The 15,970-nt window shown below is 68.5% G+C and carries 13 protein-coding genes and 1 tRNA gene; 9 read left to right on the top strand and 5 right to left on the bottom strand.

Features of this window, described 5'->3' with window-relative positions:
- The first annotated feature begins 52 nt into the window (after window positions 1–52).
- On the top strand, window positions 53–211 hold the full coding sequence (locus GP2_RS21840) for a hypothetical protein (protein WP_006900979.1): 159 nt from the start codon (window positions 53–55) through the stop codon (window positions 209–211).
- A 21-nt stretch (window positions 212–232) separates the two neighbouring features.
- Here GP2_RS21840 and GP2_RS13020 read toward each other — a convergent pair whose 3' ends face one another.
- From GP2_RS13020 to GP2_RS13035, 4 genes are all read right to left on the bottom strand, one after another.
- The gene (locus GP2_RS13020; protein WP_006900980.1) at window positions 233–1,198 is read right to left on the bottom strand and encodes an NAD(P)H-quinone oxidoreductase; all 966 of its coding nucleotides are present in this window, start codon (window positions 1,196–1,198) and stop codon (window positions 233–235) included.
- A gap of 54 nt (window positions 1,199–1,252) precedes the next feature.
- Window positions 1,253–2,419: a thiolase domain-containing protein gene (locus GP2_RS13025; protein WP_040526981.1), complete on the bottom strand. Its 1,167-nt coding sequence runs from the start codon at window positions 2,417–2,419 to the stop codon at window positions 1,253–1,255.
- A complete protein-coding gene (locus GP2_RS13030; protein ID WP_006900982.1) occupies window positions 2,416–3,966 on the bottom strand; it encodes a class I adenylate-forming enzyme family protein in 1,551 nt (516 codons plus the stop codon). Before GP2_RS13030 ends, GP2_RS13025 begins: the two co-directional genes overlap by 4 nt.
- A 176-nt stretch (window positions 3,967–4,142) precedes the next feature.
- Window positions 4,143–5,996, bottom strand: coding sequence for a sigma-54-dependent Fis family transcriptional regulator (locus tag GP2_RS13035; RefSeq protein ID WP_006900983.1), 1,854 nt, complete (start codon window positions 5,994–5,996; stop codon window positions 4,143–4,145).
- A gap of 211 nt (window positions 5,997–6,207) precedes the next feature.
- Here GP2_RS13035 and GP2_RS13040 point away from each other — a divergent pair, with 211 nt between their 5' ends.
- The 8 genes from GP2_RS13040 to GP2_RS13075 all read left to right on the top strand — a co-directional run bounded on the left by GP2_RS13040 (window position 6,208) and on the right by GP2_RS13075 (window position 15,626).
- Window positions 6,208–8,118 carry a hydantoinase/oxoprolinase family protein gene (locus GP2_RS13040; protein WP_006900984.1) on the top strand — a complete coding sequence of 637 codons (1,911 nt, stop codon included), beginning with the start codon at window positions 6,208–6,210 and terminating at the stop codon, window positions 8,116–8,118.
- A gap of 45 nt (window positions 8,119–8,163) precedes the next feature.
- Entirely contained in the window at window positions 8,164–8,592 is a 429-nt protein-coding gene (locus tag GP2_RS13045; RefSeq protein ID WP_006900985.1) for an acetone carboxylase subunit gamma, read from the top strand.
- 22 nt (window positions 8,593–8,614) lie between these two features.
- Complete coding sequence (locus tag GP2_RS13050; protein WP_006900986.1) at window positions 8,615–10,744, top strand: hydantoinase/oxoprolinase family protein; 2,130 nt, start codon at window positions 8,615–8,617, stop codon at window positions 10,742–10,744.
- Window positions 10,745–10,779: 35 nt separating this feature from the next.
- On the top strand, window positions 10,780–13,080 hold the full coding sequence (locus tag GP2_RS13055; protein WP_006900987.1) for a hydantoinase B/oxoprolinase family protein: 2,301 nt from the start codon (window positions 10,780–10,782) through the stop codon (window positions 13,078–13,080).
- Between the two features lie 77 nt (window positions 13,081–13,157).
- Entirely contained in the window at window positions 13,158–13,955 is a 798-nt protein-coding gene (locus GP2_RS13060; RefSeq protein WP_006900988.1) for a hypothetical protein, read from the top strand.
- A 10-nt stretch (window positions 13,956–13,965) separates the two neighbouring features.
- The gene (locus GP2_RS13065; protein ID WP_003890003.1) at window positions 13,966–14,751 is read left to right on the top strand and encodes a CoA transferase subunit A; all 786 of its coding nucleotides are present in this window, start codon (window positions 13,966–13,968) and stop codon (window positions 14,749–14,751) included.
- Complete coding sequence (locus GP2_RS13070) at window positions 14,748–15,395, top strand: 3-oxoacid CoA-transferase subunit B (RefSeq protein WP_006900989.1); 648 nt, start codon at window positions 14,748–14,750, stop codon at window positions 15,393–15,395. The genes GP2_RS13065 and GP2_RS13070 overlap by 4 nt, the downstream gene beginning before the upstream one ends.
- A 146-nt stretch (window positions 15,396–15,541) precedes the next feature.
- Window positions 15,542–15,626: transfer RNA gene (locus tag GP2_RS13075), tRNA-Ser, on the top strand.
- Between the two features lie 39 nt (window positions 15,627–15,665).
- Here GP2_RS13075 and GP2_RS21225 read toward each other — a convergent pair.
- Window positions 15,666–15,970, bottom strand: a 305-nt coding sequence (locus tag GP2_RS21225) for a tyrosine-type recombinase/integrase (RefSeq protein ID WP_006900990.1), incomplete at its 5' end; no start/stop codon positions are given.

Raw genomic sequence — 15,970 nt, forward strand, 5'->3', positions numbered from 1 at the left:
GGGTCGGCGCGATCGGCTCCCTTTTCGGCTCCGAGGGGCGGACAATGGCCTCATGCCCACAGTGGTCTGGATCGTCATCGCAGTGGTCGCCGTCGCACTGGTCGTCGGCGGACTGGTGCGGATGCGGGACTGGCTGAAGAAGCCCGTTCCACCCGAGGTGATCGAAGCGGCGCAACGCCGACGCGAACTCGAGCGCGAGGAAGGCGACTGAGCGAGAGGGCGCCCGGCCCTCTCAGACCGTCAGCAACACCTTTCCGACGGCGTCGCCGCTGTCGAGGTGGGCATGGGCTGCGGCGGCCTCGGCGAGCGGGAAGGTTCGGTCGACGACCGGCTGCACCTTTCCGGACTCGATCAGCGGCCACGTCCGGCCGACCGTGGCGGCGACGATCTCGGCCTTCCCTCCCGGCCCGTGGACCGGCCGCGCCCGCAGGGTCGTCCCCATCACCGAGAGCCGCTTGGCGAGCAGCAGCCCGATGGGCAGTTCGGCCTTGGTGCCGCCCTGCATGCCGATGATCACCAGCCGGCCTCCGGTGGCCAGCGCCTTGATGTTCGAGGCCAGGTACTTCGCGCCGATGATGTCGAGGATGACGTCGGCGCCGCCGTGCTCCTTCATGACCGCGGCGAAGTCCTCGCTCGTGTACTCGATGAGGATCTCCGCGCCGAACTCTCGGCACCGCTCGAGCTTCTCGCGGTTGCGGGCCGTGACCGCCACCCGCGCACCCATCGCGTGCGCGACCTGCGTCGCGTGGGTGCCGATGCCGCTCGAACCCCCGTGGATCAGCAGCAGCTCCCCGGTGGACAGGCCCGCGGTGTCGAAGACGTTGGACGACACCGTGCAGGCGACCTCGGGGAGCGCGGCGGCCGAGACGAGGTCGACCCCGCGCGGCACCTGCATCACCTGCTCGGCCGGCACCGCGACCTTCTCCGCATATCCGCCGCCGGCGAGGAGGGCGCACACCTCGTCGCCCACCTGCCAGCCCGAGACCCCTTCCCCGACCGCCGAGATCCTGCCGGACACCTCGAGGCCCATGATCTCCGACGCCCCGGGCGGTGGCGGATAGTTGCCCGCGCGCTGGAGGAGGTCGGCGCGATTCACTCCCGCCGCGACCACGTCGATGACCACCTCGCCGGCGGCCGGCGACGGGTCGGGGACATCCTGCAGGGACAGATTCTCGGCTTCGACGACGATGGCTTTCACGGTGTCGATGGTTCCACAGCGGCGTGTGGGCCCGAGGGCCTTCGATCCTCCCGGTCAGGAACCGGCCAGCACGGTGACGTGGTTGGCGACGGCCAGGCCGCCCATGTTGTGGACCAGCGCGTGGTGCGCGTCGGGCAGCTGCATGTCCCCGGCGCGCCCTGCCAGCTGGAGTGCGCCGATCACGTGCTGGGACACGCCGGTGGCGCCGACCGGATGTCCCTTCGCCTCGAGCCCGCCGGAGACGTTGACCGGCAACCGGCCGTCGCGGGCGGTCCACCCCTCCTCGATCGCGCGGCGTCCCTGACCCGGTTCGGTCAGGCCGAGCATCTCGTAGACGATGAGCTCGGCGATGGTGAAACAGTCGTGCACCTCGGCGAGGGACATGTCGGCGAGGGACAGCTTCGCCATCTCCAGGGCGCGCTGGGTGGCCAGCCGGCCGGCGACGAAGTCGGTGATGTCGCGGCGGTCGGGGTCGAGGTGGTCGTTGGCGTGGGCGAACCCCTCGACCCAGGCCAGTGCCGACGACGGGTTCCGTTGCAGGACGAGCGCGGCGGCGCCGTCGCTGACGAGCGAGCAGTCGGTGCGGCGCAGCTGCCCGGCCACCACCGGATTGCGCTCGGAGACGGTCGAACAGAACTCGACGCCGAGATCCTTGCGGACCTGTGCCCAGGGGTTGGCGCACCCGTTCGCATGATTCTTCGCCGCGATCCGGCCGAGCACGTCGCCGAGGTCGTCGATCTCATGGCGTCGCGCGTACTGATCTGCCACCTCGGCGAAGACGCCCACGAAGCCGCCGGGGAAATCGGTCCCGGCGCGCTGCGGGTCGGCGCCGAGCAGTGCACGCCCGACGGTGGCGTTGTCGACGTGCGTCATCTTCTCCACGCCGACCACGAGCACGGTGTCGGCCGTCCCGGACAGGATGGCCTTGACGCCCTGGTGAACGGCGGCCGTGCCCGAGGCGCAGGCGTTCTCGACCCGGGTCATGGGCTTGCCCCAGAGTCCGGGTGCGGCTCGCATCGGCAAGGAGGACGGGAAGGCGAAATCGGTGAGGCCGCTGTTGAACTGGGCGACGAAGACCTCGTCGACCTCGCGGGCGTCGGCCTGCGCGTCGGACAGGGCCTCGGTGGTGACCGCGGACACCAGTGAGGACAGGTCGTCGTCGACGAGTTTGCCGAAGCGGGTGTGGCCCACCCCGGTGATGCCGATGCGTGTGCTGGTCATGCTCTCTCCTGTGCTGCGAGTTGGAAACGGCGGATCTTGCCCACCGAGGTGCGCGGCAACTCGTCGATGACGGTCCACCGGCGCGGCCGCGCCGCGGGTTGCAGGTTCTGTTCGGCCCACTGCCGCAACTGTTCCGGCGACGGCGGCACGTCCTTGTCGGCCGGCACGATCCAGGCGGCGGGAACGTGGTCCCGGATCGGGTCGTCGATCGCGAGGACCGCGGCCTCGAGGACGCCGGGCGCCTCGGCGAGTGCGGCCTCGATCTCGGTCAGCGAGACGTTCTCGCCAGACACCTTGACCACGTCGTCGACGCGTCCGACGAACGCCAATTGGCCGTCGTCGCAACGCCGTACGAGGTCACCCGTGCTGAACCACACATGGTCGGCGTCGGGCGTCGGCACGTCGAGGTCGACGAAGGCGCGGGCGTCGGCGGCGGGATTGTCGAGGTAACCGGCGAACAGGTCGCGACCCCGCACCCCGGCCACGGTGAGGATGCCGGGCTCCCCGTCGGCGGCCGGTCGGCCGGTGTTCGGATCGATCAGAGTGATTGCGCGACCGTCGATCTCCGGTCCTATCCGGTCATGGGTGGGACGATCGGGGTCGTTGGCGGTGACCACGGCGACGGTCTCGGTCATGCCGTAGATCTGCCGCGGGGCGGCACCGCACAGCCTAGCCATCTCCGACCAGTGGCCCAGGGCCAGGTTCTGGGCGAACCAGAGATGGTGCAGGCTCAGCCGTGGCGCGTCGTCGCGGCGTCGGGCGAGGATCATCCTGATCGGCGCGGCGAACAGGCTGGCATGGGTGGCCTGCAGTTCGTCGACCTCGTGCGGCCAGCGACTCGCGGTGAACCGTGCGGTGAGTGCCACCGACGCGCCGGTCGCGATCGCCGACGCGAAGCAGTAGTACTGCGCGTTGGCGTGGAACAGCGGCAGGCACACGTACCAGCGATGATGCGGGCGGAGTTGTGCCAGGTCGGCCATGGTCCGTCCGACGTGGGCGTAGTTCGCCTGGGTGAGCACCACGCCCTTGGGCTCGGAGGTGGTGCCGGAGGTGAACATGACCGCGAGCCGGTCGTCCGGTGCCGCGCTCGCAGGTTCCTGCCACAGGTCGGAACCGACCAGCGGCGAACCGTCCCGGAGGTCGGCGGCGGTCTCGGCGAGGGCGATCGCCTGCTCGGCGCCGCCGGCGGCGACCGTCTCCTCGAACTCCTCGGCGCAGATCGTCACCGCGGGACGGATGCGGCGCAGCTGACGGGCGACGTCGCGCGGGGTCGAACCGGGATCGACCGGGACGAACCAGGCGCCGAGCCGAGCGGCGGCCAGCCAGATCGCGATGAACGCCGGACAGTTGCGCAGCATCACGTGGACCGGAGTGTCGGCATCGACGCCACGCTCGGCCAGGGTGGCCGCGACCCGGCCCACGACGTCGTCGAAGCGGTCGTAGGTCCAGGAGGAGACGGTGCCGTCGAGATCCCGGAACACCAGGAACTCGCGCGCACCGTGGTCGCGGACCGCTCGGTTCCACAGGGCAGCAAAGGTCTCGGCCATGGCTGTGACGGTAGTCACCTGTCCCGGGGGCCGCCGTGTCCCAAGTTGGGACAGCCTCGGGCCGTGGACAGCGCGGACCACTCCCGAGACGCCTGGACGACGGGTCCCGGAAGGGCCGTCGCCCAGGGTATTTCGGGATGACGTGGCTGTTTGGCGCGTCGCAGAGGGGAGGAGGGTCAGGCGGTGATCCCGTACGTGCGGAGCTTGCGGTAGAGGCTGGAACGGGCCATCCCGAGGTGGGCCGCCGCCGCCACCCGGTTGCCGTCGAACTCGCGCAGGGCGGCCACGATCGCGTCGCGTTCGGCCTGCTCGAGCGGGGTCAGGTTGTGCGAGACCGTGGTCTGGCAGTACCCGGGGAGGTCCTGCTCCTGGATCTCGCCCACCGGGCGCTGGCGCAGTGCATGCTGCAGGGCCTCGGTCAGCTGGGTGACGTTGCGCGGCCACGAGTATCGCGACACTACACGCATCGCCGCCGGGCTCAGGCGAACACGACGCTCGGGGGCGATCTGCCGGAGGACCGAGGCCACGATCTGGGGCAGGTCGTCGGTGCGCAACCGCAGGGGTGGGACGGTGATCGCGACCTCGAAGTGCGACAGCAGCATCTGGAACGGCAGGTCCGAGTCGAGCGACGAGTCCGACAGCGTCGCCACGCACCACGTCGGCTCCTCGTGCTCGGCCAGCGCCCTGAGGATGTTCGAGATCTGTTCGGCGCCTTCGGTACTCGCCTGGTCGATGTTGCGGATGATGAACAGGGTCGGCCCGGCCTGGCCGGCGAGCATGGTGTCCAGATCCACGTCGGTGTCACCCTCGTCGACGATCTGGCAGGCGTCGATGCTGACGCTGCGGGCGTCGGGGAAGGCGTCGTGGAAGATCTCGGCGACCAGGGTGAACTTGCCCGAGCCGCTCTCGCCGATGACCACGGCGGGTTGGTTCTCGGTCAGCACCTGACGCACCTGTTCGCAGGCTCTGACCCAGGCCGGGGTCGAGCCCACCGCGACGCTCTGGTGCTGCTGACGCGTCAGGTCCCCGACCACGCGCGACGACGAATGTCCTGCGATGGCGATCTGCGGCAGCACGTGCTCGTCGAAGTCGCCGGGGAGGCCGAAGCGCGGGGCGGAGGCGATCTCGGCGATCACCACCAGTCCGGCCACCTCCGAGCCCACCACGATGCGGGTTCCCCGCAGGGTCACCAGCCGGTCGTCGGGCAGGGCGATGGTGTCGCTGGCCTTGTCCCGCCGGCCCATCATGAAGATCGCGTGGTCGCGCAACAGTTGCTGCTCGGCACTGGAGAACAGTGCCTGAGCTGCGGCGTTGGCCATGAACACCGAGTCTCCGAAGGCGAGCACCGCCTGGCGTCCGGCCTTGGCGTCGATCTGGATGTAGGTGTCGAAGATCGCCTGTTGGGACTGGCTGCGGTCCAGGAGCAGGTTGCGCGCGATGTCCTTGGCGGCCGCCTTGACCAGGGTGTGCATCAGCGGGCTCCAGCCCGTGCTCAGCGTGGAGATGTCCAGGACGCCCTCGATGCGGCGGGTCACCGGGTCGATGATCGGGGCGCCGGTGCAGGCGAAGGTCTGCAGGTTCTCGGCGAAGTGTTCGGGTCCGACGACGCTGATGGGCTGGCCCGCCTCGAAGACGGTGCCGACCCCGTTGGTGCCCATCGAGTCCTCCGAGTAGCGGAAGCCGGGGGCGAAGTTCACCCTGTCCAGGAGGCGTCCGACCGCGCCCGAGGTGTCGATCCGCTGGATCACGCGGGCGCGGCTGTCGGTCAGCGCGATCACCATCGGGGTGTCGCCGACATCGGTGCCCAGCTGGCGCAGGACCGGGCGGGCGCAGCGCATCAGCAGGGAGCCGCTGTCGATCTCGTCGCTGAAGTCGGTGCACGGCTGGGAGTGGTCGACGCCGGCAGCCTGGCTGCGCTCCCACGAGGCGGCCACGATGTCGGGTACGCCCGCTGCGCCTGATCTGCCCGATTCGAGGAAATCCGCCCTGGCCGCGGCGGTTCGCAGCATTCGATTCGTGGCGTTGGGCACGCTCGTCTCCTCACTTCCTCGGAAGATGACTAAACCATCATCCCTGTGATGCGGGACACAACCAACCCCCGAAAGTGTCCGAACTTGGGACAGGTCGAGGGTGTGAGACACGCGTCACAGTGGTCTGCGTCACTTCCCGAACCCGACGACGACGCCGGGTCCACACCAACCGAGTTCCATCGAGAACTCCCGGACCAAGGAGTGCGCCCCAGTGACCACACTCATCAACATCGACAACGGGGGAACCCTGACCGACATCTGTGTCTGGGACGGCCAGGGCTTCACCTTCACCAAGACCCTGACCACGCCACACGACCTGTCCGAGTGCCTGTTCAGCGGCATCGAGAAGGTGTCGGAGTCCCTCTACGGGCAGGCCGACCTCGAGAAGATCCTGCACGCCACCGACCACATCCGGTACTCGACGACCCAGGGCACCAACGCCCTGGTCGAACGCCGCGGACCGATGATCGGCATCCTGACCACGCTGTCGAACCTCGACACGGTGATGCGCAAGTCCGACGCGGAGAACGACCTGTGGGACGGCCTGATCGCCGACCGCTACCTGACCGTCGACGTCGAGGACGAGAACCTCGAATTCGAGCTGGTCCAGTCGGTCAACCGGCTCACCACCCTGGGCGCGGCGCGCGTCGTCGTCACCGCGGCCAACCCCGAGGACGAGCGCCGCCTGCGCAACGTCCTGCTCCGCAAGTTCCCCCGCCAGCTGCTGGGGTCGATCCCGGTGATCTACAGCTGGGACCTCGCCGGCGACCGCGACGACGCCCGCCGCACCTGGTCGTGCGTCATCAACTCGTTCCTGCACCCGACCATGGAGCGTTTCCTCTACGGCGCCGAACGCCGGCTCAAGGACTTCAAGGTCGCCAACCCGCTGCTGGTCTACCGCAACGACGGCGCCTCCTCCCGCGTCGCCAAGTCCGTGGCACTCAAGACCTACTCGTCCGGTCCGCGCGGCGGCCTCGAGGGCACCGCTGCCCTGGCCCGGGTCTACGGACTCAACCGCGTCGTGATGATGGACATCGGCGGCACCACCACCGACGTCGGCGTGGTCGAGGGCGAGCAGGTCGCCACCCGCGAGCGCGGCTCGATCAAGGGCGTGCCGATCTCCTACCCGATGAGCGAGGTCCACTCCAAGGGCGTCGGCGGCTCGTCGGTGATCCAGGTGGTCGACGGCGAGATCCAGGTCGGCCCGCAGTCGGTCGGCGCGGCACCCGGTCCCGCCTGTTTCGGTTTCGGCGGCAAGCGGGCGACCATCACCGACGTCAACCTCCTGCTGGGCGTGCTCGACGCGGACACCTACCTGGACGGCACCTTCAAGCTCGACGCCGAGCGTTCCAAGGCGGTCATCACCGAGACCATCGCCGAGCCGCTCGGGGTCGGCCTCGAAGAAGCCCTCGTCCGGATGGAGCAGGCGTACTTCGAAGCCGTCGCCGGTTCCTTCTCCCACCTGGTCGACGCCGACACCACCCTCGCCGCCTTCGGCGGGGCCGGCCCGATGAGCGCCGCGGGCGCGGCGCGCGTCGCGGGCGTCAAGCGGGTGCTGATCCCGCGCACCGCCGCGGTGTTCTCCGCACTGGGCATCTCGTTCTCGAACGTGGGCAAGACCTACGAGGTCACGGTCCCCGTCGCCACCACCGAGGCAGCTGCGGCCACCCACGCCGAGCTGGTCGAGCGGGCCGAGCGCGACATGTTCCAGGAGGGGTACGCCCTCGCCGATTGCACGGTCTCCAGCGAACTGATCATCGAGGGGATCGACGGCAACATCGCCGAGCGGCGGCCCTACATCCCCGGCGACGCGGTCGACTACCCCGAGCAGCTCGCGACCCTGCGGTTCACCGTCACCGCCGAACTGTCCCAGCCGGAACTGACCGCCGACACCGAGGTCACCCCGACCCCGGCGCCGAGCATCGGGACCCGCCGGGTGCGCAGCGGCGCCGACCAGGTCGACGAGGTGCCGGTGCACGTGCTCGACGAGCTCTCGCCCGGCAACTCCGGCGAAGGGCCGGCCATCGTCGAGGGCCCGTTCTTCACCGCCCGCGTGCTGCCCGGCTGGCAGTTCCGCGTCACCTCCGCCGGAGACCTGCTCCTCACCGACGACACCCTCTGACATCCCCGCCCTGAAAGACACCGACATCTGAGAGGAGGACTCGAGATGCGAGTCCCCATGACCGAGTACCTCGTGATCGATCTGGACACCGAACGCTGGGTGTGCCGGGTCTGTGAACACGACATGGGCTCCGCCCACGACAACTACAAGCCGGGAACGCTTGTGTACGACCGCGATCCGCGTGAGATCCATCAGCCGATCATCGACCCGGAGCGCTACGAGTACACCTTCAGCCCCGACCCCACCTACTGCCGGATCCTGGAGTACTACTGCCCCGGATGCGGCACCCAGATCGAGGTCGAGTACCTGCCGCCGGGCCATCCGCCGACCGTCGACATGGTCATCGACGTCGCCGCGCTGCGCAAGCAGTGGGAGGAACGCGGCGTCGATCCCGAAGAGGTCTTCAACTACGGACCCGGCGAGGACGCCCAGAAGTACACCGCCGCACTGAAGGCCATCGGCCACATCCGCTGACCCACCACATAGGAGCTGCACCATGAAGCGCATATCCGTCGACATTGGCGGTACCTTCACCGATTGTTTCTTCGTCTGGGACGACATCTACGTCGACGCCAAGGCCCTGACGACCCACCACAACCTGGCACTCGGCTTCAACGAGGCCCTCGACCTGGCCTGCAAGCGGGCCGGCCTCGACCGCGACACCGTGCTCAGCGAGGTCGACTCCGTCCGCTACGCAACGACTCTCGGAACCAACGCACTGATCGAGCGCAAGGGACCGAAGGTGGCGGCCATCGTCACCCACGGCTTCGAGGACACCATCCCGCTGTCTCGAGGCCGCGGCTACGGCGAGGGCCTCGACTACACCATGCAGCAGAACCTGCCGGCCGCCGAGCGTCCCGACCCGATCGTGCCCCGTCAGCTGATCCGCTCGGTCAAGGAGCGCATCAACTCCGCCGGCAAGATCGTCGCGCCGCTCGACCCGGAGGACGTGCGCAAGACGGTGCGCGAGCTGGTCAACGAGGGTGCCGAGGCCATCGTCGTCTCGCTGGTCAACGCCACCGAGAATCCCGTGCACGAGTTGGCGATCCAGGAGATCATCCTCGACGAGTTCCCGCCCCACGAGCTCGGCGCCATCCCGGTTCTGCTGGGCCATCAGGTGTCCGGCCGCAAGGGCGAGTACGTGCGGTCCACGTCGACCATCATCGACGGCTTCCTGCACGAGATCATGTTCCACGCGCTGTCGCAGCTGTCGAACAACCTGCGCGACTCCGGGTACGACAAGCCGATGCTGGTCATCCACAACTCGGGCGGCATGGCGCAGATGAACTCCACCGACGCGCTGCAGACCATCCACTCCGGTCCGATCGCGGGTGTCGGTGCGGCCGAGCACCTTTCCGCCGAGACCGGGCTCGGCCACGTCATCTCCACCGACATGGGCGGCACCTCCTTCGACATCGGCCTGGTGCCGGAGGGCGGCGTCAAGCACTACGACTTCCTGCCGACCATCGATCGGTGGCTGGTCAGCGTGCCGATGGTCCACCTCGACACCCTCGGTGCCGGCGGCGGGTCGATCGCCAGCTACGACCGCATCCACAACTCGATCAGGATCGGGCCGGAGTCGGCGGGCTCGAACCCGGGGCCGGCGTGCTACGACCGGGGCGGCCTGCGGCCGACCGTCACCGACGCCGATCTGCTGCTCGGCTACCTCGACCCCGAGAACTACGCCAACGGGTACATCAAGCTCAACCCCAAGCGCTCGGTCCAGGCGATCGAGGACACCCTGTGCGATCCGCTGGACATGGACGTCATCGACATCGCCCGGGTGATCAAGGACAGCGTCGACGAGCAGATGGCGATCGGGATCGGGAAGGAGCTGCGCGTGCGCGGCTACCTCCCCGAGGACTTCACCATGCTCGCCTACGGCGGCAACGGCCCGCTGCACGCCTGCGGCATCGCCCGCCACGCCGGCATCCGCCGGGTCCTGGCCCCGCCCTTCTCGTCGGTGTTCTCCGCCTGCGGCGCCGGCAACATGAAGCAGCTGCACTTCCACGAGCGTGGCGTCCACGTCACCTTCTACAACGCCACCACCCGCACGCTGTACGACAAGTACGACGAGTTCAACGCCGTGGTCGAGGAGCTGGAGGCCCGCGGCCGAGAAGACCTGGTGCGCCAGGGATTCGACGGCGATGAGGTGAAGTACCGCCTCGAGGTGGACATGCGTTACGGCAATCAGCTGCTCACCCAGGCGGTGGCGCTCGACGGCATCAGCCGCATCAACGGCGTCGGTGACGTGCTGGAGATCATCAAGACCTTCGGCGACGTCTACAGCCACCGCTTCGGCGCGTCCTCGGCGGCGCCGGAGGCCGGAATCCGGTGCAACACCATCCGGGTGGCGTCCTACGTCGACGGCGACGTGGTCAACTTCGACTCCCTCGACGCCGGCGGCGACCGCACCGAGCCGACCCCGGTGGCCCGGCGCAACGTCCACTTCATCGGACACGACAAGGCGCTCGACACCCCGGTCTACGACCAAGGCGCACTCACCCACGAGCACGTCATCCACGGCCCGGCGATCGTCACCACCGAGAACACCACGTTCCTCGTCGAACCGGAGTGGCGCCTCGAGCCCACCCGCCAGGGTGCCGTCTGGTTCCTGCAGGACTGAGCCACAAACCATTCCAAGCGAGAGAAGAGTTCATCATGACCGCAGTTCACGACCATGACAGCCGCGTCCTGACCCCGCAGGAGCAGGAGTGGGTCGACAAGTTCATGGATGAGACCACGCTGTTCCTCGGGCCCGACCCGGAGATCATGCGCAGCCATGCGATCGCGCCCCGTACCGACCACGAAGAGGTGGCCATCGCCGTCGGCGTCGACCGCCTCGAGGTCGAGCGCATCCGCAAGCGCATCGCCGGCGCCCTCGACGAGGGTTACGAGATGTGCGAGGCCCAGGGCGCCGCACCCGGCGCGAAGTGGGGCGACCTCACCACCGCGATCTACACCGCGAGCGGCGACGTCTCCTACCTGTCGTGCCACGGCGTGATCGCGTTCAGCGCGATCCTGCACCACCCGATTCGGTACATCATGAAGTACTGGAAGGACGAGCCCACGGTGGGCGTCCACGAGGGTGACGGCTTCATCCACAACGACGCGCGTTTCGGGAACGTGCACAACACCGATCAGTCGATGATCATGCCGATCATCCGCGACGGCGAGATCATCGCCTGGGTGGCCGCCACCATCCACGAGGGTGAGAACGGCGCCTGCGAGCCCGGCGGCATGCCGTCCGGTTCGGAGACCCCATTCGACGACGGCCTGCGGATGAGCCCGTTCAAGATCGTCGAGCGCGGCGAGCTGCGCCGGGACCTGCTGACCTTCTTGCAGCACTCGGTGCGCGACCCCAAGCTGCAGCTGGCCGATCTGAAGGTCAAGATCACCGCGGTCCGCAAGATCATGGAGCGCATCGACAAGGTGATCGACGAGGTCGGTGTCGACACCTTCGTCGCGGCCCTGCGCGTCACGGTCGAGGACGTCGACGCCGAGGTGCGCCGGCGGATCAGCGAATTGCCCGACGGCACCTACCGCTTCGACCAGTTCATGGACTCGACGCTGAAGGAGAACATCCTCATCAAGTTCGCCTGCAAGATCACGATCAAGGGCGACAAGATGATCGTGGACCTGCGCGGGACCGGGCCGGAGATCCTCAACCGGGCCATCAACTCGCCGCTGTGTTCGGTGAAATCGATGTTCATGCAGGCGATCCTGGCGTTCTGGTGGCCGGACCTGCCGCGCTGCACCTCGGCGATGAGCTGCATCGAGATCATCTCCGACGAGGGGACCTGGGCCGACGCGTCGTACGACGCCCCGATGGGCCAGTCGCTGCAGGCGTCGTTCCGCGGGTTCTCGGCCTTCCAGGCGCTCTACAGCCGGATGAGCTTCTCGACGCCGAACAAGTACTCCAACGTGGTGGCCAACTGGTTCAACCAGATCAACACCTTCCTGTGGGGCGGCATCACCCAGCACGGCGACATGGTGGGCAACCTGTGTGCCGACCTGAACGGCATGCCCGGTGGCGCAAAGCCTTTCCGCGACGGTGAGGACGCGGTCTCGCCACTGTTCTGCGCGATGGCCGACACCGCCGAGCAGGAGGTCATGGAGGAAGAGGTCCCGTTCATGCAGCTGGTCTCCAAGCGACTGGTGCGTGACAACATGGGCTTCGGCAAGTTCACCGGCGGCATGGGCTACGAGATGATCGTCGCCGCCGAGGGCACCCCGCAGTGGGGCTTCATGACGGTCACCTCCGGCGCCAAGTTCTCCTCGATCTACGGCATGTACGGCGGATACGGTTGCGGCACATACCCGCTGTGCATGGTCAAGGGCACGAACGTCTACGAGCACATCCGCAAGGACCCGAAGAAGTTCGACCTGTCGATCGAGAAGGTCATGAACGAGCAGCCCTTCGAGGACGGTCGCTACTCGACCTACCACATGGGCCTGCAGTTCGACCTGGCCAAGGACGGCGAGCTGTACATGATCAGCCAGGGCGCCGGCGGCGGCTACGGCGATCCGCTGGAGCGTCTGCCCGAATCGGTGGTCCACGACGCCGAACTGGGCCGCATCACCCAGAAGGTGGCCGAGGACATCTTCGGCGTGGTCTACGACCCGGTGAACTTCCGCCTGGACGTCGAGGCGACGAACGCCAAGCGCGATGCCGCCCGCAAGGCGCGCCTGGAGCGCGGCAAGCCCTTCGACGAGTTCTGCAAGGAGTTCGTCCAGGACGAGCCGCCGGCCGACGTCCACTACTACGGCTCGTGGGGAGACGTCGAGGAGCTGACCGCCACGGTCTTCACCATCGACGGCCCCGAGCGCGTGGTCGCCCCGCTGGCCGAGCTGCCGCCGATCATGATCCCGGACCGCCGTGAGGTCAAGATCGGACAGTTGGAGGCCCGGATCGCCGAGCTCGAGTCGAAGTACGGCGAGAACGTCCAACGACTGGCCTGATCCGGTCGGCCGGGTGCACCCGTGACCCCGCGCGGGTGCACCCGGCCTTCCGGTCGACACCGATTCTGGAGAAACCAATGTCATCGCTGAAGTCTCTGATCGCCTCGCCGGCCAGTGGGCGCACTCGTCCGGTCCTGATCGATCACACCGATTACGCCACCGCGGTCATCCGCCAGGGGCAGCCGATCCCGTGGGCCGACCTGGCCGCACTCACCGGGCACCAGGGCCAGGTCCATGCCCTACTCGATCCCGACGCCACCTGGCTCGACGTCGGCGCGGTCCAGGGCGCGCACCTGGTGGCCGATCCGGAACTGGTCGCCGCGATGGGCGCGCGCTCCCGCACGGGGTATGCGCTCCGTACCCTGCTGGCCGACGAGGACGGCGTCGCGGGTGTGCAACGCACCGCCAAGACGCTGGCCGACGCGGCCCGTCGTCCGCTGGTCCTCTCGCTCCCGTCGCCGGCGCGCTGGCTCGGTCGTGCGCACGGTGTCGCCGGTACCGGGCTGGACGAGATCGACCCGGATCGCGCCGACACGGCGTCGACCTACATCGCCGAATGGCTCGGCAAACTCTCGGAACTCCCGGTGGCGCTGGTGATTCTCGACGCCCGGGCTCGCGTCGGCGATCCCATCGCCCAGCCCGAGTCGGTGTCGGACTACAGCGCGATCACCAACATCGCCTCGCACCTGGACTGGGTGGTCGCCCTGCGCACCGACGACCAGGTCGAGACGAGCGACGGCACCACGATCTCGCTTCTGCCGGAGGGGTTCTGGTCCGACGACGACGAGATCCCCGCCGGTGACGCGCTGCTCACCGGCATCCCGGCCTCCGCACAGCCCGAGCGGGTGCTCGAGAAGCTGGCCCGACTCGCCTGAAGGGGGACACATGGACAAGACCGCACCCTCCGCCGACGCCGCGGTGTCGGCGGTATCGGACTCGATGATGGTGGCCTCCGGTGGCTTCGGTATCTGCGGCATCCCCGCGGTGTTGCTGGAGGCGTTGTCACGCACCGGCGTTCGCGACCTCACCGTGGTCTCGAACAACTGCGGGATCCCGGGCATCGGCAACTCGCTGCTGCTGGAGAACCGGCAGATCCGCAGGCTGATCGCCTCGTACGTGGGGGAGAACAAGGAGCTCGAACGCCAGTACCTCACCGGCGAGGTCGAGATCGAGCTGACGCCGCAGGGAACCCTTGCCGAACGGCTGCGTGCCGGCGGGGCGGGCATCGCCGCCTTCTACACCCAGACCGGCGTCGGGACCCAGGTGGCCGACGGCGGCCTGCCGCTGCGGCACGACGCCGACGGCGCGGTGGCGGTGGCATCGGCCCCGAAACCACAGGCGGAGTTCGTCTGGGACGGAGCGCCGCGGACGTTCGTGCTCGAGGAGGCGCTGCGCCCGGACGTCGCGTTCGTGCGGGCCTGGAAGGGCGATCGCCACGGAAACCTGGTGTTCCGCAAGGCATCGCGCAACTTCAACCCACTCTGTGCGATGGCGGCGAAGTACACCGTCGCCGAGGTCGAGAACATCCTCGATCCCGGTGACCTCGACCCGGACGAGATCCACCTGCCGGGCATCTACGTCGACGCCGTGCTGCCGTTGACCGTGGCCCAGGCGGCAGACAAGGGCATCGAGCGTCGCACGGTCCGCGAGCTGGAGGAGGTGTCCGCATGAGTTGGACCCGCGATCAGATGGCCGCGCGCGCGGCGGCCGAACTCTCCGACGGCGACTACGTGAACCTCGGCATCGGCCTGCCGACCCTGGTCCCGGGGCATGTGGCGCCCGGGGTGGAGATCGTCATGCAGTCCGAGAACGGCATCCTCGGCCTCGGCCCGTACCCGTTCGCCGGCGACGAGGACCCGGACCTGATCAACGCCGGCAAGGAGACGGTGACGGTGATCCCGGGCGCCAGCTTCTTCGACTCGGCGACGAGCTTCGGGATGATCCGCTCCGGCAAGGTCGACGTCGCGATCCTGGGCGGCATGCAGGTCAGCGAGCGCGGCGACCTGAGCAACTGGGTGGTGCCGGGCAAGCTGGTCAAGGGCATGGGCGGGGCCATGGACCTGGTCCACGGCGCGCGCCGGGTGATCGTCGTCATGGAGCATTGCGCCAAGGACGGCTCGCCCAAGATCCTCGTCGAGAACACCCTGCCGCTCACCGGCGCCGGCGTCGTGGATCGCATCATCACCGACCTGGCGGTGATCGACGTGACCGACGACGGCCTGGAACTGGTGGAACTGGCCCCCGGGGTCACTGCCGACGAAGCGGTGGCCGCCACCGGCGCACCCGTGCGCGTCGCGGTCCCGGAGGCGGTGTAGGCCAGACGGTCCGGCCGGTCGGGCGGACACCCTGCCGGCCGGACCGCAGTCGTTCCCGCGTTCGATCCCTTCGCCCGGCGGACCTGTGGGAAGGGAGCGGGGTGGTGCTCGACAGGGCCGGACTCTGACGTACCCTTGCTGGTCAGGGAAGCGTGGCAGAGCGGCCGAATGCACTCGCCTTGAAAGCGAGCGTGGGTAAAACCACCGGGGGTTCAAATCCCTCCGCTTCCGCAGAGGCCCGTCACCAGAACATGCTGGTGACGGGCTTTTTCATGCCTCCTGGAGGTGCCTATCGTCCTCTGCTGGGCACGATTTGGGCACACTCGCCGCCGAGGCGTGTCCGAGCATGCGTTGGAGGGCCTTCACGTTCACCCCGGCCGACACTGCCAATGAGGCTGCAGTGTGACGTAGGTCGTGGATGGTCACTCGAGGCACGCCTGCGCCATCGACCGCTCCAGCGAACCAGTCGGACCATGACACCGGACGCTTGAGGTGCCCGCCGCGGCCATTGTCGAACACAAGGGCAGAGCGGTCCTTGCCTTCGCAGAGCTGGGCGAGTTCGGGAACTAGCCTCG

The sequence above is a fragment of the Gordonia paraffinivorans NBRC 108238 genome (assembly GCF_000344155.1).
Lineage (GTDB): Bacteria > Actinomycetota > Actinomycetes > Mycobacteriales > Mycobacteriaceae > Gordonia > Gordonia paraffinivorans.